General features: G+C 64.4%; 19 protein-coding genes. 10 read left to right on the plus strand and 9 right to left on the minus strand.

All coding sequences use genetic code 11. The features are described 5' to 3' along the window. Positions 1-289: 289 nt before the first annotated feature. The gene (locus tag ACE10Z_RS18605) at positions 290-1,900 is read left to right on the plus strand and encodes an ABC transporter substrate-binding protein (RefSeq protein WP_375789210.1); all 1,611 of its coding nucleotides are present in this window, start codon (positions 290-292) and stop codon (positions 1,898-1,900) included. A 137-nt stretch (positions 1,901-2,037) separates the two neighbouring features. On the opposite strand, the gene ACE10Z_RS18610 is transcribed toward ACE10Z_RS18605, so the two are convergent. Next, positions 2,038-2,331, minus strand: coding sequence for a GYD domain-containing protein (locus ACE10Z_RS18610; RefSeq protein ID WP_298373414.1), 294 nt, complete (start codon positions 2,329-2,331; stop codon positions 2,038-2,040). Positions 2,332-3,185: 854 nt separating this feature from the next. Between ACE10Z_RS18610 and pdhA the strand changes: the two genes are divergently transcribed. From pdhA to ACE10Z_RS18625, 3 genes are read left to right on the plus strand one after another with little or no spacing between them, the layout of a single operon-like run. Further along, on the plus strand, positions 3,186-4,196 hold the full coding sequence (pdhA, locus tag ACE10Z_RS18615; RefSeq protein WP_375789867.1) for a pyruvate dehydrogenase (acetyl-transferring) E1 component subunit alpha: 1,011 nt from the start codon (positions 3,186-3,188) through the stop codon (positions 4,194-4,196). Beyond that, complete coding sequence (locus ACE10Z_RS18620) at positions 4,189-5,169, plus strand: alpha-ketoacid dehydrogenase subunit beta (protein WP_298373406.1); 981 nt, start codon at positions 4,189-4,191, stop codon at positions 5,167-5,169. The genes pdhA and ACE10Z_RS18620 overlap by 8 nt, the downstream gene beginning before the upstream one ends. Before the next feature lie 20 nt (positions 5,170-5,189). Further along, positions 5,190-6,290 (plus strand): dihydrolipoamide acetyltransferase family protein, encoded by a 1,101-nt coding sequence (locus ACE10Z_RS18625; RefSeq protein WP_375789211.1) that lies wholly within the window; start codon positions 5,190-5,192, stop codon positions 6,288-6,290. A 73-nt stretch (positions 6,291-6,363) separates the two neighbouring features. Here the strand turns inward: ACE10Z_RS18625 and ACE10Z_RS18630 are convergent, their stop codons facing one another. The 3 genes from ACE10Z_RS18630 to ACE10Z_RS18640 form a co-directional block, all read right to left on the minus strand. Beyond that, complete coding sequence (locus ACE10Z_RS18630) at positions 6,364-7,206, minus strand: transglutaminase domain-containing protein (protein ID WP_375789212.1); 843 nt, start codon at positions 7,204-7,206, stop codon at positions 6,364-6,366. Between the two features lie 152 nt (positions 7,207-7,358). Beyond that, a complete protein-coding gene (locus tag ACE10Z_RS18635) occupies positions 7,359-8,303 on the minus strand; it encodes an alpha-E domain-containing protein (RefSeq protein WP_375789213.1) in 945 nt (314 codons plus the stop codon). 7 nt (positions 8,304-8,310) lie between these two features. Then, the gene (locus ACE10Z_RS18640; protein ID WP_375789214.1) at positions 8,311-9,729 is read right to left on the minus strand and encodes a circularly permuted type 2 ATP-grasp protein; all 1,419 of its coding nucleotides are present in this window, start codon (positions 9,727-9,729) and stop codon (positions 8,311-8,313) included. A 227-nt stretch (positions 9,730-9,956) separates the two neighbouring features. Between ACE10Z_RS18640 and ACE10Z_RS18645 the strand changes: the two genes are divergently transcribed. The 3 genes from ACE10Z_RS18645 to ACE10Z_RS18655 all read left to right on the plus strand — a co-directional run bounded on the left by ACE10Z_RS18645 (position 9,957) and on the right by ACE10Z_RS18655 (position 12,053). Then, positions 9,957-10,709, plus strand: a complete 753-nt coding sequence (locus tag ACE10Z_RS18645) for a molybdopterin-binding protein (protein WP_223976339.1) — start codon at positions 9,957-9,959, stop codon at positions 10,707-10,709. A 6-nt stretch (positions 10,710-10,715) separates the two neighbouring features. Continuing rightward, a complete protein-coding gene (gene gpt / locus ACE10Z_RS18650) occupies positions 10,716-11,243 on the plus strand; it encodes a xanthine phosphoribosyltransferase (protein ID WP_375789215.1) in 528 nt (175 codons plus the stop codon). A gap of 186 nt (positions 11,244-11,429) precedes the next feature. Continuing rightward, positions 11,430-12,053, plus strand: coding sequence for a hypothetical protein (locus ACE10Z_RS18655; protein WP_375789216.1), 624 nt, complete (start codon positions 11,430-11,432; stop codon positions 12,051-12,053). A 16-nt stretch (positions 12,054-12,069) separates the two neighbouring features. On the opposite strand, the gene ACE10Z_RS18660 is transcribed toward ACE10Z_RS18655, so the two are convergent. Further along, positions 12,070-13,092, minus strand: coding sequence for a methionine synthase (locus ACE10Z_RS18660; protein WP_375789217.1), 1,023 nt, complete (start codon positions 13,090-13,092; stop codon positions 12,070-12,072). Positions 13,093-13,191: 99 nt separating this feature from the next. Between ACE10Z_RS18660 and ACE10Z_RS18665 the strand changes: the two genes are divergently transcribed. From ACE10Z_RS18665 to ACE10Z_RS18675, 3 genes are all read left to right on the plus strand, one after another. Beyond that, positions 13,192-13,896 (plus strand): glutathione binding-like protein, encoded by a 705-nt coding sequence (locus tag ACE10Z_RS18665; RefSeq protein ID WP_375789218.1) that lies wholly within the window; start codon positions 13,192-13,194, stop codon positions 13,894-13,896. Positions 13,897-14,045: 149 nt separating this feature from the next. Next, positions 14,046-14,657 carry a 2-hydroxychromene-2-carboxylate isomerase gene (locus ACE10Z_RS18670; RefSeq protein ID WP_375789219.1) on the plus strand — a complete coding sequence of 204 codons (612 nt, stop codon included), beginning with the start codon at positions 14,046-14,048 and terminating at the stop codon, positions 14,655-14,657. Continuing rightward, positions 14,657-15,631 carry an NADPH:quinone oxidoreductase family protein gene (locus ACE10Z_RS18675; RefSeq protein WP_375789220.1) on the plus strand — a complete coding sequence of 325 codons (975 nt, stop codon included), beginning with the start codon at positions 14,657-14,659 and terminating at the stop codon, positions 15,629-15,631. Before ACE10Z_RS18670 ends, ACE10Z_RS18675 begins: the two co-directional genes overlap by 1 nt. Positions 15,632-15,784: 153 nt before the next feature. Here the strand turns inward: ACE10Z_RS18675 and ACE10Z_RS18680 are convergent, their stop codons facing one another. From ACE10Z_RS18680 to ACE10Z_RS18695, 4 genes are all read right to left on the minus strand, one after another. Further along, positions 15,785-16,459 (minus strand): esterase/lipase family protein, encoded by a 675-nt coding sequence (locus tag ACE10Z_RS18680; RefSeq protein ID WP_375789221.1) that lies wholly within the window; start codon positions 16,457-16,459, stop codon positions 15,785-15,787. After that, positions 16,456-17,346, minus strand: a complete 891-nt coding sequence (locus ACE10Z_RS18685) for a crotonase/enoyl-CoA hydratase family protein (protein ID WP_375789222.1) — start codon at positions 17,344-17,346, stop codon at positions 16,456-16,458. The genes ACE10Z_RS18680 and ACE10Z_RS18685 overlap by 4 nt, the downstream gene beginning before the upstream one ends. Before the next feature lie 128 nt (positions 17,347-17,474). Continuing rightward, the gene (locus ACE10Z_RS18690; protein ID WP_375789223.1) at positions 17,475-18,893 is read right to left on the minus strand and encodes an amidase; all 1,419 of its coding nucleotides are present in this window, start codon (positions 18,891-18,893) and stop codon (positions 17,475-17,477) included. Further along, positions 18,886-20,058, minus strand: coding sequence for a M20 aminoacylase family protein (locus ACE10Z_RS18695; RefSeq protein ID WP_092115210.1), 1,173 nt, complete (start codon positions 20,056-20,058; stop codon positions 18,886-18,888). Before ACE10Z_RS18695 ends, ACE10Z_RS18690 begins: the two co-directional genes overlap by 8 nt. Positions 20,059-20,061 lie beyond the last annotated feature (3 nt).

Consider the following 20,061-nt stretch of genomic DNA (forward strand, 5'->3'; position numbering starts at 1 on the left):
GAGTTTCTCGGCGCCAAACGTGTAGCCAATTTCGAGGTCGCATCCAACCCTAATTCCCCGTCACGGGACATGCGATGGCGGGTCAAGAGGGGCCGGTCCCGCTCGCGGCGACGGTCCGTGGCGGGACTTGTTTCCACCGCTGGCCGCCTGAAAATCCCGCTCCGCGCCCCGGCCTCGTTCTGCGTTGCGCGCAGCCGGCAATGATCTGCGCCCCGTGTCATTGCGGGGCACCGGGCGTTGTGGTCGACTGCCCATAACTGACAACAACAAGAAATTCCGGGAGGCGAGAATGTCGTTCAAACTGGCCACGTGCATCATGGCATTGGGCGCAGCAGTGATGGCGGCGAGCCCCGCATCGGCGCAGAAGAAGGGCGGCACGCTCCGGCTCTATCACAACGACAATCCGCCCTCGACCTCGCTGCTCGAGGAATCCACCATCGCCTCGGTGATGCCGTTTGCGGCCGTGTTCAATAACCTCGTGGTGTTCGATCCGGCCAAGGTGCACGAAAGCGTCGACACCGTGATCCCAGACCTCGCCGAGAGCTGGTCGTGGGATCAGACCAACACAAAGCTCACCTTCAAGCTGCATCACGGCGTGAAGTGGCATGACGGCCAGCCGTTCACGGCCAAGGACGTGCAGTGCACCTGGCGGATGCTGATCGGCAAGAGCGAGACCCAAGACTCCAAAACCCAGGACTTCAAGCGCAACCCGCGCAAGGTCTGGTATTCGAAGCTCAAGGACATCAGCATCAACGGCGACGATGAAGCGACCTTCGAGCTGACCGAGCCGCAACCCGGCCTGCTGGCGCTGCTCGCCAGCGCCTTCTCGGTGGTCTATCCCTGCCACGTGCCGCAGCAGGTGATGCGCACCAAGCCAATCGGCACGGGGCCGTTCAAGTTCGTCGAATTCCGGCGCGGAGACTCGATCCGCCTGGTGCGCAATCCCGACTACTTCAAGAAGGACCGGCCGTATCTCGACGAGATCACGGTACGCTCGATCGACAGCCGCGCCACGCGCATGCTGGCGTTCGCCACCGGCGACTACGACATCACCTTTCCGTCCGACGTCAGCATTCCCCTGATGAAGGACGTCAAGGCGCGGGCCCCGAACGCGATCTGCGAGATGACATCGACCAATCTGCAGATCAATCTGCTCGTCAACCGCGTCAATCCGCCGTTCGACAATCCGGAGATCCGCAAGGCGATGTCGCTCGCACTCGATCGCAAGGCCTTCAACAGCATCCTGTTCGAAGGCACCGGGCGGCTCGGCGGCGCGATGCAGGCCAAGCCGGAAGGCGAGTGGGGCATGCCGCCGGAGATCCTGTCGACGCTAATGGGCTACGGTCCGGATACCGACAAGAACCTCGCCGAAGCGCAGGCGATCATGCAGAAGCTCGGCTACAGCGACGCCAAGCCGCTGTCGATCAAGATCCAGACCCGCAACCTGCCGACCTATCGCGACCCGGCGGTGATCCTCGCCGACCAGCTCAAGAAGATCTACATCGTTGCCGAACTCGATATCCTCGACACGCCGCGCTGGTACTCGCGGCTGCAACGCAAGGATTACACGATCGGCCTCAATGTCACCGGCGTCAGCGTCGACGATCCCGACGGCAATCTGGTCGAGAACTATTCCTGCAACTCCGAGCGCAACTACACCCAGTATTGCAATGCCGAGGTCGACAGGCTGCTGGCTGCGCAGTCGCGCGAGGTCGACAAGGACAAGCGCCGCAAGATCGTGTTCGACATCGAGCGCCTGCTGGTCGATGACGCCGCGCGGCCGGTCATCCTCCACTCATCGGCTGGCAATTGCTGGCAACCTTACGTGAAGAACTTTCATCCGCACGACAACAGCCAGTACAACAATCTGCGCTTCGAGGATGTCTGGCTGGACAAATAGTGCGTGCTGCCCCCCGGCGGGCGGCGACGTATGTCGTCGCCCTGCACACACGCGGAGCGCTCGCGCCGATCGCCGGGTGTCAGAATAGCGACGGTACCCGTCAGGCCGCGCAGAAATCCACTGGACATCCGAAGCCGCTACGGAAGCTCGGATATCAGCTTGGTCCACTCGGACTCGGGCCAGGCCCGTGACGTGCAGGTCCGTATGTTTCCCTGAGAACTGAGGGCAAGCGCGAGCTTTGTGATGTTGTCACCGAGAGGCGCTTCGGCGAGGAGAAGGATGTCATGCTCACCGGAGGTGAGATAGACCTCCTTGATTTCGACACCGAGCGTCTTGGCGAGTTCTTTCGCCGCTCGGCTGCGCTTGGGAGCTTCCTTGACATTACGAATTCCCTGGTCGGTCCAGTCGATCCTCACTATGAATGTCGCCATGTCGTCCTCCAAGGGTTACGCACTGCCCTTGTCTGCCGCGCGCGGCAGGCCAACGTGCTTCATGTTGAAGTTGAGGGAGCGCCCCATAAGGCAGGCGCTGCTTTCAGACTGCGATGCCTGCCGACGGCCTGACCACTGCCTGTTCCATCAGACGGCGACGTCGGCCCGTCCCGTCTCAAAGGGCAGTTCGGTAGAGATTACGCCATGTCGTTTGCTGGAGAAAGAGGGCTCCCCGCGTTGTGATCGCAAACGCGGTGGCAAGGCTCGGCGATCACCCAAAAATGGCCTGAGGGACACGCTGCGTCGAGGTCGCACGCTCGTCGCAAGGGGTAAGGGCCGCAGAAAGCCTTCGCGCGCCGCACTTCCATCTGGCGCAAGTCAGGTGTGGGTGTAATCACCCGGTTTCAATCCGAGCGCTTTGACGGCCGCTTCGGGAAGCAGCCCCCACGCGTCGACCCTTTCATTCGGGGCCATCATTTTCGCAACAATTGCCGTGGCCTTTGCCGCATCTCCTTCAGCCACGAAGAAGACCGAGCGAACAGGCGGACCGCCGTCCAACGGCTCAGTTGTTACGAGGACAACCTGACCATTTGCCATGTTCTCTTATACCGCTATCGCGGTGCTGTTTCCACGGATCTCATCGATCGATCCCAGCGATCCGGCTGCCGACGCAGGCGCCAAATGCAAAGCTGCCCAGTATTGCATCGTCGCGGCTCGAACACCAAATAGCAGAACGTGGGACGCAGAACCGCTCCAGGAGCGAGAGCGTGGCCAGCAAGAGAGCAAGCGAAGAGCTCCCCATCATTGCGCGCTTTGAGGTACGCCGCCGCAGCTACCTCGCGCCGGATGGTTCGATGAGCCGGCCGCTTCCTGCCTTCGCCACCGATGCCAAGCTGCTGGTCGAACTTTACCGGTCGATGGTGTTGTTGCGCCTGTTTGACCGAAAGGCTGTTGCATTGCAGCGCACTGGTCGGCTGGGAACCTATGCCATTTCGCTCGGCCAGGAGGCGGTGTCGGTCGGTATCGCGAGTGCGATGCGGGAAGATGACGTTTTGCTGCCTTCCTATCGCGACAATGGCGCGTTGCTCTGGCGCGGCGTCAAGCTGGAGGAGATCCTGCTGTTTTGGGGTGGCGATGAACGGGGCAATCAATTCTCCGGTTCTGTCCTCGATTTCCCGTTCTGCGTTCCGGTCGGATCACAGGCGCCGCATGCCGCCGGTGTGGCCTATGCCTTCAAGCTGCGCAGGGAGCCGCGTGTCGCCGTATGCCTGTTTGGCGACGGCGCGACCTCGAAAGGCGATGTCTACGAGGCGATGAATTTTGCCGGCGTGCACAAATTGCCGGTCGTGTTCGTCGCCACCAACAATCAATGGGCCATATCGGTGCCGTTGCGGCTGCAGACCGCTTCCGAAACGCTGGCCCAGAAGGCGATAGCTGCCGGGTTCAGCGGCGAACAAGTGGACGGGTGTGACGTGGTGGCGATGCGCGCCGCGGCCGAGGGGGCCATTGCCGCTGCCCGCGACGGCAAGGGGCCTCACTTCATCGAAGCGGTCACCTACCGGCTCGGCGATCACACGACGTCAGATGATGCATTGCGCTATCGTTCGGTCGAAGAAGTCCAGGCGCATTGGAAGGAGGAGCCGATCGCGCGCCTCAGGTCTCATCTTGTGGGTCAAAAGATGTGGACCAAGGCGGACGAGGAGCAGCTTGCCGCCGAGTGCCATGAGCGCATCGAGGCGGCGGTGCAGCGCTATCTGACGACGCCGCCGCGCCGGCCTGAAACCATGTTCGACAACCTCTATGCCGATCTCCCTGAGGCCTATGCGGCGCAACGTCGCGAACTCGCAGGAGAGGACGATGCCTGAAGTCACGTTGGTCGAAGCCATCAATCTGGCGCTCGGCCGCGCGATGGCGGATGATCCTGATGTGGTTGTGCTCGGCGAAGATGTCGGCGTCAATGGCGGCGTCTTCCGCGCCACCGTTGGCTTGCAGGAGCGCTTCGGTCCGGAGCGCGTCCTTGATACGCCGCTTGCCGAACTCCTGATCAGCGGGCTCTGCGTCGGCATGGCCGCGCAGGGACTGAAGCCCGTCGGTGAAATCCAGTTCATGGGATTCATTTATCCCTGTCTCGATCAGCTGGTGAACCATGCATCGCGCATGCGCAACCGTACCCAGGGACGGCTCACCTGTCCGATGGTTCTGCGCACGCCGCATGGTGCCGGCATTCGCGCGCCCGAGCATCATTCCGAAAGTACCGAGGCGATGCTCGCCCACATTCCAGGCTTGCGTGTCGTCATGCCCTCGTCGCCGGAGCGCGCTTATGGACTTCTCCTTGCCGCGATCCGCGATCCCGATCCGGTGGTGTTTCTTGAGCCGACGCGGCTGTACCGCGCGGCGAAAGGCGAGGTGGAGGACAACGGCGAAGCGTTGCCGCTGGATGCTGCCTTTATCCTGAGGGAAGGTCGCGACGTCACGCTGATCAGCTGGGGCGCGATGCTGAGGGAAACGATGGCCGCGGCTGATGCGCTCGCCGATGAAGGCATCGCTGCCGAGGTCGTCGACCTCGCCACGCTCAAGCCCTATGATGAAGATACCGTGCTCGGTTCGGTCGCAAAGACCGGGCGCTGCGTCATCGTGCACGAGGCGGCGCACACCGGTGGATTTGGCGCGGAGATCGCAGCCCTGATCGCCGAGCGCGGGCTATCCTCGCTGCTCGCGCCCGTGACCCGCGTCACCGGCTACGACACGGTCGTCCCGATGGCACGCCTTGAGCAACACTACATGCCGTCGGTCGGACGCATCGTGGCCGCAGCTCGAAAGGCGTACCAGTACAACTGAACACCGACGGACCTCGTCCCATGCGCCAGTTCACGTTGCCGGACCTTGGTGAAGGTCTTGAAGAAGCGGAGATCGTCACCTGGTATGTCAACGAGGGCGACCACGTCGTGACCGACCAGCCGCTCGTTTCGGTCGAGACCGACAAGGCGGTGGTTGAGATACCGGCGCCGTCGAGCGGACGCATCGCGCGCCTGTTCGGTGCCAAAGGCGATATCGTGAAGGTGGGCGCGCCGCTCGTGGAGTTTGCCGAAGGCGCCACGCAGGACACGGGGGCGATTGTGGGCGAGCTCGGCATCGACGAGCAAAAGCCGGCGGCGGCAACTCCTTCGGCGGCGCCCAACGCGTACGGAGCTCAGGTGTTTCCGGCGGTGCGCGTGCTCGCGCGCAGGCTCGGCGTTGCCCTCGATCTCGTCGAGGCGACGGGGCCCGGCGGTACCATTACGCGGGCCGATGTCGAGAGGGCGGCGAAGCAGATGTCTCACGGCGGCCCCGCTGAGCCGCTGCGCGGCCTGCGCCGCGCGATGGCCCAGCGCATCACGGCGGCGCATGCGGAAATCGTCCCTGCGACTGTCACCGATGAAGCCGACATCAACGACTGGCGACAGGGCGAGGACGTGACAATCCGTTTGGTGCGTGCGATTGCCGCCGCATGCAAATCAGAGCCCGCGCTCAATGCCTGGTATCATTCCGGCTCGGAAGAGCGGCGTCTGATCGAGCGGATCGATCTCGGCATTGCTGTCGACACCGGCGGCGGCCTGATCGTTCCCGTGCTGCGCAACGTCGCGGAGCGGAGCGTATCGGACCTGCGGGCTGGGCTCGACCGCCTGCGGGCCGACGCAATCGCGCGCGCGATACCGCCGGAAGAGCTGCGCGGTGCGACGATCACGCTATCGAACTTCGGAATGATCGGAGGACGGTTTGCCAATCTCATCATCGTGCCGCCGCAGACGGCAATCGTCGGCGCCGGGCGGATTTCGGAGCGCGCGGTCGCGCATCAGGGGCAGGTTGCAGTCAGACGCACGCTGCCGCTATCGCTCACCTTCGACCATCGGGTGGTGACGGGCGGCGAAGCGGCCCGTTTCCTGGTTGTCCTCAAATCCGACCTTGAGCGCATTCCCTGACCCCACCATTCGACCGTCATCGGCGGCGCATAGCGCCGACCGGGTGGCTCGTGAGGGCGCGGTGTCGTGTCCCTTACGACTGCGTCTGGCTCTGCCACTGGCCGGGGCGGCCGGCCTGGTCGACCTTGACCGCGACCGACAGGGTCTCGTTGCCGCCGCCATATCGGGTGCCGCGGACCGGGGCGGCACCGAGATAGTCGAGGCCGATCGCAACGCGGGCATGGGCGTCGGTGGTGCAGATGCCGTTGGCGGCGTCGAAACCGACCCAGCCGAGGTCGGGCACGAAGGCCTCGGCCCAGGCGTGGCCGGCCTGCTGGTTGACCATGCCGTCGGAGCGCAGGAAATGCCCGGAGACGAACCGCGCCGGAACGCCGCCGGCGCGGGCGCAGGCGATCAGGATGTGCGCGTAGTCCTGGCAGACCCCGCGCTTCAGCGCGAACGCCTCGGAGGCCGAGGTGGCGCTGTTGGTCGGGTCCTCGTCGAAGGTCATGTGCTCGTAGATCTGCACCATCAGCGCGTGCAGGAAACCGAGCACGTCGCTACCTGCTTCCGCGCGCAGTTCGCGCACGGCGGCGGTCATGGCCGGGTTGAGGTCGGTCAGCGGCGTGGCACGCAGGAACAGGCTCGGGGGAAACCGCTCGTCGGTGCCTTTCAGCACGCCGCCGGTGTCCTGGGTTTCGACCAGGCCCTCGCAATGGATGGTGAGGTCGGTGATCGAACCATGCGTCAGCACATGGGTGACGTTGCCGAATGCGTCCTCATGGATGTCGAGCCGGGAATCGGTGGAGACGTCGATCTGCCAGTCGGCGACATACTGGCCGTCATGGCTGCCCGGCGTCATCCGCAGAATCTGGATCACGCCCGAGGCGGCCGGCTCGTAGCGATAGGTGGTGGTGTGGGCTATCCGCAGGCGCATGGCTCAACCGGAGTTCAGTCGGTTTTCTGGGGCCGGAACGTCATGCCCGGGCACCCACGTCTTTCTTCCTAATCGGCCGCGAAAGCAAGACATGGGTGACCGGGATCGACCCGGTCATGACGACATTTTGAGCACTTTTCCCGCCGCGGCGGTCAGATCAAATATTGCTTGGTGATGATCTCACCCAGCCGTGAATTATCCGCGATGAACTCCTGGATGAATTCGTGCACGCCGTGCTGGAAGATATCGTCCATGTGGCTGTGCTCGAGCCGGTTCCTGATGCCGCGGGCGTGGCGCTGGGCGGCGCCCTGGCGGCCATAGGCGACGCCGATCTGGTCCAGATTGCGCACCAGGTTGCTGTAGCAGCTGGCGAGCGACCGCGGCAGCGTGTCGTTGAGGATCAGGAGGTCGGCGATCAGCCAGGGCTTCAGGGTTTCCCGGTACACCCAGTGATAGGCGGTCGTCGCCGACACCGAGCGCAGGATCGAGGTCCACTGGTAGTAATCCAGCGGGCCGCCGACATGCTCCTCCTCGGGCAGCAGCACGTGATACTTCACGTCGAGAATGCGTGCGGTGTTGTCGGCGCGCTCGAGATGCACGCCAAGCCGCGAGAACCAGTAGGCGTCGTTGCGCAGCATGGTGCGGTAGGCCGAGCCGTCGAAGCGCAGCGAGGTCTCCTGCACGAAGCGCAGGAATTTGGCCAGTTCCTCGCGGTTGGCGGGACCCTTGTTCCAGACTGCCTGCAGCTCGATCCACGCTGAATTGATGGTGTCCCACATCTCCGACGTCAGCGCGGTGCGCACCGAACGCGAATTGAGCCGCGAGGCCTCGATGCAGTTCTTGATCGAGGACGGATTCTCCGACGAGAAGGACAGATACTCGACGACGTTTCGCTCGTTGGCTTCTTCGTAATGGTCGTAGAAGGCGGCGCCGACACCGGCGGTGAGCAGTGCGGAGTCCCACTCATTGGTCTTGCCGACATAGGCCGCGGGCAGCGCGGTGACGCGGAGCGTGGCGTCGATCGTGCGCGCGAGATACTCGGCGCGTTCGACATAACGGGCCAGCCAGAACAGGTTTTCGGCGGTGCGCGACAGCATGCTTCAACTACTCGCTCAGTATCCAGGTGTCCTTGGTGCCGCCGCCCTGGCTCGAATTGACCACGAGCGAGCCTTCCTTCAGTGCGACGCGGGTCAGCCCGCCGGGCACGATGGTGGTGTGGCTGGAGCCGGTCAGCACGAACGGGCGGAGGTCGACGTGGCGCGGCGCGAGGCCCTTGTCGGTGCAGGTCGGGCAGGTCGACAGCGCCAGCGTCGGCTGGGCGATGAAGCCCTCCGGCTCGCGCTTGAGCTTGTCGCGGAACGCCTCGATGGTCGCCTTGGTGGCGGCGGGACCGATCAGCATGCCGTAGCCGCCCGAGCCGTGGACTTCCTTGACGACGAGGTCGGCGAGGTTGTCGAGCACGTAGGACAGATCCTGCGCCTCGCGGCAGCGCCAGGTCTGCACGTTCTTCAGGATCGGCTCCTCGCTGAGATAGAATTTTACGATATCAGGCATGTAGGAATAGATCGCCTTGTCATCGGCAATGCCGGTGCCGACCGCGTTGGCGAGCGTGATGTTGCCGGCCGCGTAGGCCGACATCAGGCCGGGGACGCCGAGCGCGGAATCGGGGCGGAAGGTGAGGGGATCGAGGAAGTCGTCGTCGACGCGGCGGTAGATCACGTCGACACGCTTCAGCCCCTCGGTGGTGCGCATGAACACCTCGTCGTTCTTGACGATGAGGTCGCGCCCCTCGACCAACTCGATGCCGAGCTTGTCGGCCAGGAAGGAGTGCTCGTAATAGGCCGAGTTGTAGACGCCGGGCGTCATCAGCGCCACCGTCGGCTCGGCCGAGGCGCTGTGCGGCGCCACCGACCGCAGCGCCGACAGCAGCTCGTCCGGATAGCGCTCGACCGGCGCGACGCGATGTCGCGCGAACAGGTCCGGAAACAGCCGCATCATGATCTCGCGGTTTTCCAGCATGTAGGAGACGCCGGACGGCGTCCGTGCATTGTCCTCCAGCACGATGAAGCTGTCCGGATCGGTGCGGATGATGTCGATGCCGGCGATGTGGACGTAGATGTCGTGCGGCACGTCCTGGCCGTTCATCTCCGGCCGGAACACCGGGTTCTGGAAGATCAGGTCTTCCGGGATGACGTTGGCGCGCAGGATGTCGCGGCCGTGATAGATGTCCTTGAGGAACATGTTGAGCGCGAGCACGCGCTGCTTCAGGCCCTTCTCCAGCAGCGTCCACTCGGTCGCGGACATGATGCGCGGAATGACGTCGAACGGGATCAGCCGTTCCTGGGCCTCGGAATCGCCGTAGACCGCGAAGGTGATGCCGATCCGGCGGAACAGCAGCTCCGCTTCCTGGCGCCGATATTCGAGCGCATCCGGCGGCGTCTCTTTGAGCCAGCGGGAGAGCTCCTGGTAGGCCGGGCGGAGATCCTCGCCGAGGCCGTTCATCTCATCGAACGCGACTGCCATATATCCCGACTGCCCTCCCAAGCCATGTGACACACTGCATGACTTGGTGGGATGGTAGCAAGGGGCGGGCCAGCACGATATGCATTGGCTTGTGGCATTTGCTAAGGGTGAGGCGGAGGGCCTGCCCGAAAAACCGGCTGAGGTCTGCTTAATTCGGCGGCAAAACCCCGTGACATCAAGGCATTGGAACGGCAATGTCAGGGGATCAAGTTTAAGGAAATGAGACCATGAGCGAGATCGTCACGGCAGGGATATTGGTGATCGGCGACGAGATCCTGTCCGGCCGGACCAAGGACAAGAACATCGGCTTCATCGCCGAATACCTGACCAATATCGGCATCGACCTGAAGGAGGTCCGCGTCGTCGCCGACGACGAGGCCGATATCGTCTCCGCCCTTGATGCGCTGCGGCATAGGTACAATTACGTGTTCACCACCGGCGGCATCGGGCCGACCCATGACGACATCACCGCCGACAGCGTGGCGAAGGCGTTCGGGGTCGAGATCCACCATCATCCCGACGTGGTGGCGCGGTTCAGGGAGCGCTGGACCGAGCAGGACCTCAACGAGGCGCGGCTGCGGATGGCCCGGGTGCCCGATGGCGCCGAGCTGATCCAGAGCGCGACCATCCTGGCGCCGGGCTTCAAGCTCGGCAACGTCATCGTGATGGCCGGCATCCCGACCATCATGCAGGCGATGATGGATATCGTGGCGCCGACCCTGAAATCCGGCGTGCGAATGCTGTCGGATTCGGTCCGCGCCGACGCGCGGGAAGGCGATATCGGCGGCCCGCTGCGGGCGATCGCGGAAGCCAATCCCGACACCATCATCGGCAGCTATCCGTTCCAGGACGAGAACCAGAAGCCGAACACCAATCTGGTGGTGCGCTCGCGCGATCCGGAGAAGCTCGCAGCCGCGATGGCCGCGGTGAAGGAGATGCTGAAGCAGGTGCAGGCCGCGCAGAAGAAGCCGGCGGGTTGAAGCGACATGGTTGAGCGAAATTCCGAACCGAGTGCACAGGAACGGGCCGGCCGGCCGTTCCCGGTCTCCTGGGATCAATTCCACCGGGACTGCCGGGCGCTGACCTGGCGGCTGAACGAAGTCGGCCCGTTCCATGCGGTGATCGCGATCACCCGCGGCGGACTGGTGCCGGCGGCGATCGTGGCGCGCGAACTCGGCTTGCGGGTGATCGATACCGTCTGCGTCGCAAGCTACGACCACGACAAGCAGGGCGACCTGAAAGTGCTCAAGGGCATTTCGGAGCAGACCGCCAAGCTCGGCGGCGGCACCGGCAAGGGGCTTTTGATCGTCGACGACCTCGTCGATACCGGCAAGACCGGCAGGCTGGTGCGCGAACTGCTCCCCGAAGCGCATTTCGCAACCGTCTATGCCAAGCCCAAGGGCCGCCCGCTGGTCGACACCTACATCACCGAAGTGTCGCAGGACACCTGGATATTCTTTCCCTGGGACACCGCGCTGTCGTTCCAGCCGCCGATCCGGGATGGGGCGGCGTAGCGAGTCACCTCGCCCCGTGTGCGGGGAGAGGTCGGATCGCATCGTTAGATGCGATCCGGGTGAGGGAGACTCGCCCCGGGTTCATCTCTCACTATCTTTGCGGATACAGCCCCTCACCCCGACCCTCTAAGAGGGAGCTCCGCTCATCTCGACCCCGCAAGAGCGGGGCGAGGGGGAAGTCAGAAGATGCCCCTGCAAAACCGCGTCACGCCCACCGGCGACATCGTCGCGATCGAACATCGCGGCACCTTCACCGGCAATCGCGGCATCATCCACGATCCCGCGACCCGCACGCTGTTGAACAAGCGCTGGTCGAGCCCGGCCTGGCTTACCTGTGTCTGCGAGTTCAGGGGACGGCGGCGCAAGGTGATGACCCGGCAGAGCTGGACCGAGCTGTTCTTCCTCGATGAAGCCACCGCATTCGCGGCCGGGCACCGGCCCTGCTTCTACTGCCGCCGCGACGACGCCAAACGGTTTCGCGCCGCCTGGGAGGAGGGCAACGGCACGAACGATCTCAGCGCCAAGGCAATGGATACGGTGCTGCATGCCGAGCGCCTCGACCGCGGCAAGAAGCGGCTGCATGCGTTGCCGTTGCCGCTCGCTGCGCTACCTGACGGCGCGATGGTGCAGGCGAACGGCGAAAGTTATCTCGTTGCAGACGGCAAGACGCTGCGCTGGTCATTCGCAGGCTACGAGCGGGCCAATGCGACCGCTCCCGCCATGCTGCTGACGCCGCCCTCGACAGTCCGTGCATTTCAGGCCGGCTATCGACCGGTGCTGCATCCGAGCGTGGCGGCTGCTTTGGACTGAGCCGCCGACGCTGCCCTTACGCCAGCCGCTGCCTTGCCAGTTTTGCGCCGGCGCCGAGCGCGATCAGCTTGGCTTCGGCGATATCCCGCCGCATCGGGGCCATGCCGCAATTGGTGGTCGCGATGATGTTGGCCTTCGGCACGTGTTTCGCCACGGCCTCGATCACCTTGACGACGTCCTCCGCCGTCTCGACCTCGTCGCTGGCGACGTCGATCACGCCGGCCTGCACGATCTTGCCGGGCAGCGCCGCGAGCAGTTCGATCGGCACCTTCGAGTTGCGGCATTCGATCGCGACCTGCTGGATCGTGCTCTTGTCGATCACCGGGAAGGTCTCTTCATATTGCCGCCACTCGCCGCCGAGCGTCTGCTTCCAGTCGGTGTTGGCTTTGATGCCGTAGCCGTAGCAGATGTGCACGGCGGTGGCGCAGGAGAGGCCCTCGGCGGCGCGCTCCAGCGCCTTGATGCCCCAGTCGCGCACCTCGTCCATGTAGACGTTGAAGGCGGGCTCGTCGAACTGGATCATGTCGACGCCGTCGGCTTGCAACGCCTTGGCTTCCTGATTCAACAGTTCGGCGAAGGCGAACGCCATCTTCACGCGGTCGCCATAATATTTGTCGGCGATGGTGTCGATGATCGTCATCGGGCCGGGCAGGGTGAACTTCAGCCGATTCTTCGTGTGCGCGCGCGCCGCACGCGCCTCGCTTTCGTGGACGCGGCCCTTGAGTTGCAGCGGCGCGACCACCTGCGGGACCATGGCCTTATAGCGGTCCTTGCGGATGCCCATCTCGACCTTGTGGGCGAAATCGATGCCCTCGATCCGCTCCAGAAAACCGTGCACGAAGTGCTGGCGCGCCTGCTCGCCCTCGGTGACGATGTCGACGCCGGCATCCTCCTGCAGCTTGACTGCAAGCACTGTGGCGTCGCGCTTGGCGCGGGCGAGTTCGGCGCCTTCCGATTTCCAGGGTGCCCACAGCATATTCGGCTCGGCGAGCCATTCCGGCTTCGGCAGGGAGCCCGCGATCGTGGTTGGAAACAGCATGGGTGCCTCCCGGTGGGTTCTGATTGAGCGCCTGTGTGCCATGTCCTAGAGTGGAGGTACAGAACAACAAAAGTCTTTGTCACGGGGAAGTGGACGCCGATGATCGACCTGCACTACGCGCCGACGCCGAACGGCTGGAAGATCTCGATCATGCTGGAGGAACTGGGGCTTCCCTACAAGGTGATCCCGGTGAACATCCGCGCCGGCGAGCAGTTCCGGCCCGAATTCCTGGCGATCAGCCCGAACAACCGGATTCCCGCGATCGTCGACCTTGCGCCTGCCGACGGTGGCGGGCCGTTCCCGGTGTTCGAGACCGGCGCGATCCTGATCTACCTCGCCGACAAGACCGGCCGTTTCCTGTCGCGGGAGTTGCGTGCGCGGTCGAACGTCATCCAATGGGTGATGTGGCAAATGAGTGGCCTCGGGCCGATGCTCGGCCAGCACGGTCATTTCGCGCTCTATGCCGCCGAGAAGATTCCCTATGCGATCGAGCGCTACCGCGACGAGACGGCGCGGCTCTATGGCGTGCTCGACCGCCAGCTCGGCAAGACTGGCGCCTACATCGCCGGCGATGACTATTCGATCGCCGACATCGCCTGCTTTCCCTGGACCATGACCCACAAGGCGCAGGGCTTCACTCTCGACGACTACCCAAACATCAAGAGCTGGTACGCGACCGTGCGCGCCCGGCCGCAGGTGCAGGCGGGGCTTGCGATCGGAAAATTCGTCAAGGAGCCGTTCGACGAGGAATCACGCAAGAACATGTTCGGCCAGCGTGCCAAGGAGTTGGTCGAGAAGAAGTAGGTATCGTCATCCTGAGGTGCGAGCTCTTGCGAGCCTCGAAGGATGCGAAGCCGGAGGCCCTCCATCCTTCGAGGGCCGCTGAAGAAGCGGCCACCTCAGGATGACGGGAAACTACAGCGCTGCAAACATGACAACACAAGGAAACGCCAATGATCGAATTCTTCTTCGACTGCTCCAGTCCCTGGACGTATCTCGCCTGGCACAACATCCAGCCGCTCGCGAAGGAGTTCGACGCGCCGATCAGCTGGCGGCCGATCCTGGTCGGCGGCATCTTCAACACCGTCAATCCGTCGGTTTACGCGCAGCGCGAGACGCCGGTGCCGCTGAAGGCGCGCTACATGAAAAAGGATCTCGGCGACTGGGCGCGCTCGGCTGGGCTGGCGATCAAGATGCCGCCGACCGTGTTCCCGGTGAACAGCGTGAAGGCGATGCGCGGCTGCATCTGGCTCGGCAACGAGAAGATGGTGCCGTTCGCGCGCGCGGTGTTCGAGGCCTATTGGGGTGACGACAAGGACATCTCGCAGGATGCGGTGCTGACCGAGATCTGCAGCAAGCTCGGGATCGATCCGGCGCAATTCCTGGCCGGCATCGGCGACCAGGCGATCAAGGACCAGCTCAAGGCCAACACCGAGGAGGTGATGGCGCGCGGCGGCTTCGGCTCGCCCACGATCTATCTCGACAAGACCGATATGTATTTCGGCAACGACCGCCTGCCGCTGATCCGCGAGGCGCTGGCCCGTCTCAAGGCGCGAGCCGCCTGATGCCGAAAGCCGTCGTTTGCCGCGAGCTCGGCCCGCCCGAGCGCCTTCAGCTCGAGAATTTTGCCTCGGTGCCTCTGCAGCCGGGGCAGGTGCGCGTTGCGATCCGTGCCGCCGGGATCAATTTCCCCGATATCCTGATGGCCGCGGGTGAGTACCAGCTCAAGCCGCCGCTGCCGTTCACGCCGGGCTCGGAAGCCGCCGGCGATGTCGTCGAGGTCAATGGAGCCGCGGGTGTCGCCGTCGGCGACAAGGTGATCGTCAAGATGCGCTTCGGCGCCTACTGCGACGAGACGGTCGCGACACCATCGCAGCTCGTGCCGGTGCCGTCGACCTTCGACTATGCCGAGGGCGCGACCTTCCTTGCCGCGCACGGCACGGCGTATCACGCGCTGATCGATCGCGGGCAGATCAAGCCGGGCGAGGTGCTGCTGGTACATGGCGCCGGCGGCGGTGTCGGGCTTGCCGCGGTCGAGATCGGCAAGCTGCTCGGCGCGACCGTGATCGCTGCCGCCTCGAGCGAGGAGAAGCTTGCGATCGCCAAAGAACGTGGCGCGGATCATCTCGTGCTCTACGCGCGCGAGCCGTTCCGCGATGCGGTCAAGGGCCTCACCGATGGTCGCGGCGCCGATGTGGTGTTCGATCCCGTCGGCGGCGAGGTGTTCGAGAACTCGATGCGCTGCATCAACTGGGGCGCGCGGATTCTCGTCGTCGGCTTCACCGGCGGCATCGGTCTTGCCCGCACCAATCTGTTGATGATCAAGGGCGCGAGCGTGCTCGGCGTTCGCGCCGGTGAGGCGGTGCGGAAGGACCCCGCGCTTGGCGAGGTCAGGTTCAAGGCGCTGAGCGAATGGGCCGAGACGGGTAAGGTGCGGCCCAATATCTCACACCGGTTGCCGCTGGAGGATTACGCGAAGGCGATGCGACTCCTGATTGAGCGCAAGGCGATCGGGCGTGTGGCGCTGATGATGCAGTAGTTCGTCATTGCGAGCCAACGGGTCGGCGCGTAGCGCCGCCCGATGACAGGCTCCGCGAAGCAATCCATAGTCACCGTGCGGCGGTATGGATCGCTTCGTCGCTTCAGCGCAAAATTGCTTTGCAATTTTGTCGCGAGCTCCTCGCAATGACGGCTACGGCCTTGTGAACTTCCCTTCTCTCAGAAATACAATCGTCTGCGCGATCGCATCCCTGTTGCGCACCAGCCAGGGATGCGAGGTGCGGATCACGATGTGATCGGCCATGCGGTCGAGCCTGGTGTTGGCAACCGACACCCGGCCGTCGTGCGGACGTGGCAGTCCCATCGACGTGATCGGATAGACCGAGCGGTTACCGGCGATGATACCAGCGGGATAATCGATCAGTGGCAGCAGCGCGCTGGTCGCGGCATCGCGGCGGGTGACGAGCTGCTGGCCGGCCGGCCCGAAGAAGGCACGATAGGCCGCGAGGTTTTTCAGGCGGTCGGCGACCTCGCTGCCGCCATTCGGCGTGCCAAGCATCACGACGCGGCCGAGCCGCGCGGGGCGATATCGTGCGAGGTAGACGCGAGCCAGGAGACCGCCCATGGAATGGCAGACGAAGTGTACGGAGCCGTCGAGGCCCTGCGCGAAGCGATCGAGCGAAGGATGGATGTCTTCCGCCAGCGCATCGAGAGGCTTGCGCCGGCTGTCATAGTCGAGATTGAGGGTGGCAAAACCGGCATCCCTGAGCGCCAGCTCCATCCTGCGAAACGAGCGCGCCGTCCTGCTGATGCCGTGCAGCAGGACGACGCCGTCAGATGTGGACGCCGCGGGACGCCGTTCGCTCACTTATAGTCGCGCTCTTGCCACCACGGGAAATAGTCGGGCATGTCCGACGACACCTTGTTCTTGAACTGCGCCGGGCGCTTTTCCAGGAACGACACCACGCCTTCCTTGACGTCCTCGGAGCGGCCGCGGGCATAGATGCCGCGGCTGTCGACCTTGTGCGCCTCCATCGGATCGTCGGCGCCCATCATGCGCCACATCATCTGGCGGATCAGCGCCACCGATACCGGCGCGGTCTTGGCCGCGAATTCCCTGGCGAGCGCGCGCGCGGTCGGCAGCAGATCCTCCGGTGGTACTACCTTGCTGACGAGACGGCCGGCGAGCGCTTCCTGCGCCGGGAACACGCGGCCCGAGTAGCACCACTCCAGTGCCTGCGAGATGCCGACGATGCGCGGCAGGAACCAGCTCGAGGCGGCTTCCGGCACGATGCCGCGCTGGGAGAACACGAAGCCGAAGCGTGCGGCTTCGGAGGCGATGCGGATATCCATCGCAAGCTGCATGGTGACTCCGATGCCGACCGCCGGGCCGTTCACCGCGGCGATCACCGGTTTCAGGCACTTGAAGATGCGCAGCGTCACCTGGCCGCCGCCGTCGCGCACCTGGGGATCGCTGTAGTCGACGCTGCCGTCGGCATTGCGCTTGACCGGACCGCGCCGCGCATCGCGGTCGAAGGTGTTGGCGCCGGAGGACAGGTCGGCGCCGGCGCAGAAGCCGCGGCCCGCGCCGGTCACAATGATCGCCCTGACGTCGTCGTCCTTGTCGGCTTTGTCGAACGCGTCGATCAGCTCCTGCTGCATCGTGGCGTTGAAGGCGTTGAGCTTGTCGGGCCGGTTCAGCGTGATGGTCAGGATCTGCTCGGCGACCTCGTACTTGATCGTCTCATACGCCATGGGGATGATTTCCTTCCTTTTTTATCCATTCGTCATTGCCGGGCTTGACCCGGCAATCCATCCCTTCTTTATGAAGAAGATGGATGCGCGGGTCGAGCCCGCGCATGACAATTTGGAAGGTTGAGGCGCTACTTCTTCGGTGGCGTGGGCCACGGCTTCTGCGGGCCGCGCAGGCCTTCGAACGCCTTGCCCATGCCGAGCACGCCGACGTCGTCGAAGCGGCGGCCGATGATCTGGACGCCGATCGGAAAGCCCTTCTTGTCATAGCCGCCGTTGATCGACAGCGCCGGGTTCTCCGACATATTCCACGGCACGGTAAAGCAGATGTGCTCGAACGGCTTTGCCGGGTCGTTGAGCGGTGCTGCGAACTCCGCCGGGAAGTTCACGACCGGCGACACCGGCGAGATCACGTAGTCGACCTCGCAGAACAGCTTTGCGGCGGCTGCGCGGATCGCCATCGTCTGGTTGAAGCCGCGCACCACATCGACGCCGGAGAGCTTTGCGCCGGCCTCGGCCCAGTTGAGGATGTAGGGCAGCGTCTTGCCGCGATCGGCCTGCGACAGCTTCGACAGTTCGTCCCAGGTCCGCGCACGCCAGAAATTGTCGAGCCCCTCGAGCATCTCAGGTGTCAGGATGCCATCGATCTCGGTGATGACGGCGCCGCCGGACTCGAACGCCTTCGCCGCCCTGACGACGATTTCGCGAACGTCCTTCTCGACCTTCTGGCCGGATCCGGCGTCGAGCATCAGCCCGATGCGGAGCTTGCGCGGCGACTTCTCCAGCGCCTTCCAGTTCACCTCGAGCGCCGGCAGGCTCATGCCGTCGCGGCGGTCGGGGCGCGACAATACGCTCATCATCAGCGCGGCGTCGTCCACGGTGCGCGTCATTGGTCCGGCGACGCGGCCGACATAGGGCGGGTCGATCGGCACACGGCCGAGGCTCGGCTTCAGGGCGACGAGGCCGCACCAGGAGGCCGGCAGCCGCACCGAGCCGCCGATGTCGGTGCCGAGATGCAGCGGCCCATAGCCGGCAGCACCGGCCGCGCCTGCGCCCGAGCTTGAGCCGCCCGGGTTCTTGCTGACGTCCCAGGGATTGCGGGTGAGGGGATGGAACGACGACAGTCCCGACGACAGCATGCCGTAATCCGGCATCGTGGTCTTGGAGAAGATCACGCAGCCGGCTTCGCGCAGTCGGGCGGCAGGTGGCGCATCCTTTTCCGCAGGCGCGAGCTTGACGCTCGCCGCACCCAGCGGCACCGGCTGGCCTTTGGTCGCGACGTTGTCCTTGATGGTGACGGGCACGCCGTCGAGCGTGCCGACCGGCTCGCTCTGCTGCCAACGCTCGGTCGCGGCCTTCGCGACCTTCCGCGCGCCCTCGGGGTCGTACAGATACAGCGCCTTGATGTGCGGCTCCCAGGTCGCGACCTGGGAGATGATTTCCTCGAGCACTTCGGACGGCGAGAACTGCTTTGCACGGTAGCCGGCGAGCAGGTCGACGGCCGAGAGATCGTGCAGCGACGTGATGGCGTCCCCTTTCGGCTTATGCATGCGCACCTGCCGGCATGCGTTTCTCGATGATGCGGGCGAACATGCTGGCGCCGATCGGCAGGATCTTGTCGTCGAGAACGTAACCGGGGTTGTGCACGGGCACTGAACCGTCATGGCCGACCCAGAAATACGCGCCGGGAATGGCCTGCATCATGTCGGCGAAGTCCTCGCTGCCCATCTTGGGCGTCGAGCGGGTGATCACCTTGGCCGGATCGACAACGGTGCGCGCGACTTCCTCGACGACGCGGGACTGCTCTTCCTGATTCACCAATACGCTGAAGCCGTCGCGGATCTCGACCGAGATTTCGGCGTCATAGGCCGTCGCAAAGCCGGCGGCGATTTCGCGCATGCGCTTGCGGATCAGCTCACGGATCTCGTCGGAGAAGCAGCGCACCGTGCCGCACATCCAGGCTTCGCCGGGAATGACGTTGTACGCCGACCCGGAATGGATCTGCGTGATCGACAGCACCGCAGCTTGCAGCGGATCGACGTTGCGGCTGACGATCGACTGCAAGGCTTGTCCGAGCGTCATTGCGATCACGACCGCGTCCTTGGAGCGCTCCGGCATCGCGCCATGCGCGCCGTAGCCCTGGATCCGGATGTCGAAGAAGTCGGCTGCGGCCATTGCCGGGCCCGGCAGGATCGCGATCTCGCCATGGTTGAGGTCGGGCGCGTTGTGCAGGCCGTAGACCTCGTCGCATGGGAACTGCTTGAACAGGCCGTCCTTGATCATGGCGCGGGCGCCGCCGAGGCCTTCCTCGGCCGGCTGGAAGATGAAATGCACGGTGCCGTCGAAATTGCGGGTCTCGGCGAGATAGCGCGCGGAGCCGAGCAGCATCGTGGTGTGGCCGTCATGGCCGCAGCCATGGAAGCGGCCGGGGATGGTGGAACGCCACTTCAGATTGGTGTTCTCTTCCATCGGCAGCGCGTCCATGTCGGCGCGCAGTCCGATCTTCTTGGAGCTGTTGCCCTTGCCCTTGAGCACGCCGACCACCCCGGTGCCGCCGAGGCCGCGATGCACCTCGATGCCCCAGCTCGTGAGCTTGTCGGCGACGATGCCTGACGTGCGGACCTCCTCGAAGCCGATCTCGGGATGCGCATGCAGATCCCGTCTGATGGCGGTGAGTTCGTCGGCAAAACTGTCGATGCGCTCAATGGTCGGCATGGT

This window comes from Bradyrhizobium sp. Pha-3 (genome assembly GCF_042258615.1).
Lineage (GTDB): Bacteria > Pseudomonadota > Alphaproteobacteria > Rhizobiales > Xanthobacteraceae > Bradyrhizobium.

Bases quoted from the DNA above. Each gene is read 5' to 3' on its own strand.
- ACE10Z_RS18605 (WP_375789210.1), top strand. From the start codon at position 290: ATGTCGTTCAAACTGGCCACGTGCATCATGGCATTGGGCGCAGCAGTG.
- ACE10Z_RS18610 (WP_298373414.1), bottom strand. From the start codon at position 2,331: ATGGCGACATTCATAGTGAGGATCGACTGGACCGACCAGGGAATTCGT.
- pdhA (WP_375789867.1), top strand. From the start codon at position 3,186: ATGAGCCGGCCGCTTCCTGCCTTCGCCACCGATGCCAAGCTGCTGGTC.
- ACE10Z_RS18620 (WP_298373406.1), top strand. From the start codon at position 4,189: ATGCCTGAAGTCACGTTGGTCGAAGCCATCAATCTGGCGCTCGGCCGC.
- ACE10Z_RS18625 (WP_375789211.1), top strand. From the start codon at position 5,190: ATGCGCCAGTTCACGTTGCCGGACCTTGGTGAAGGTCTTGAAGAAGCG.
- ACE10Z_RS18630 (WP_375789212.1), bottom strand. From the start codon at position 7,206: ATGCGCCTGCGGATAGCCCACACCACCACCTATCGCTACGAGCCGGCC.
- ACE10Z_RS18635 (WP_375789213.1), bottom strand. From the start codon at position 8,303: ATGCTGTCGCGCACCGCCGAAAACCTGTTCTGGCTGGCCCGTTATGTC.
- ACE10Z_RS18640 (WP_375789214.1), bottom strand. From the start codon at position 9,729: ATGGCAGTCGCGTTCGATGAGATGAACGGCCTCGGCGAGGATCTCCGC.
- ACE10Z_RS18645 (WP_223976339.1), top strand. From the start codon at position 9,957: ATGAGCGAGATCGTCACGGCAGGGATATTGGTGATCGGCGACGAGATC.
- gpt (WP_375789215.1), top strand. From the start codon at position 10,716: ATGGTTGAGCGAAATTCCGAACCGAGTGCACAGGAACGGGCCGGCCGG.
- ACE10Z_RS18655 (WP_375789216.1), top strand. From the start codon at position 11,430: ATGCCCCTGCAAAACCGCGTCACGCCCACCGGCGACATCGTCGCGATC.
- ACE10Z_RS18660 (WP_375789217.1), bottom strand. From the start codon at position 13,092: ATGCTGTTTCCAACCACGATCGCGGGCTCCCTGCCGAAGCCGGAATGG.
- ACE10Z_RS18665 (WP_375789218.1), top strand. From the start codon at position 13,192: ATGATCGACCTGCACTACGCGCCGACGCCGAACGGCTGGAAGATCTCG.
- ACE10Z_RS18670 (WP_375789219.1), top strand. From the start codon at position 14,046: ATGATCGAATTCTTCTTCGACTGCTCCAGTCCCTGGACGTATCTCGCC.
- ACE10Z_RS18675 (WP_375789220.1), top strand. From the start codon at position 14,657: ATGCCGAAAGCCGTCGTTTGCCGCGAGCTCGGCCCGCCCGAGCGCCTT.
- ACE10Z_RS18685 (WP_375789222.1), bottom strand. From the start codon at position 17,346: ATGGCGTATGAGACGATCAAGTACGAGGTCGCCGAGCAGATCCTGACC.
- ACE10Z_RS18690 (WP_375789223.1), bottom strand. From the start codon at position 18,893: ATGCATAAGCCGAAAGGGGACGCCATCACGTCGCTGCACGATCTCTCG.
- ACE10Z_RS18695 (WP_092115210.1), bottom strand. From the start codon at position 20,058: ATGCCGACCATTGAGCGCATCGACAGTTTTGCCGACGAACTCACCGCC.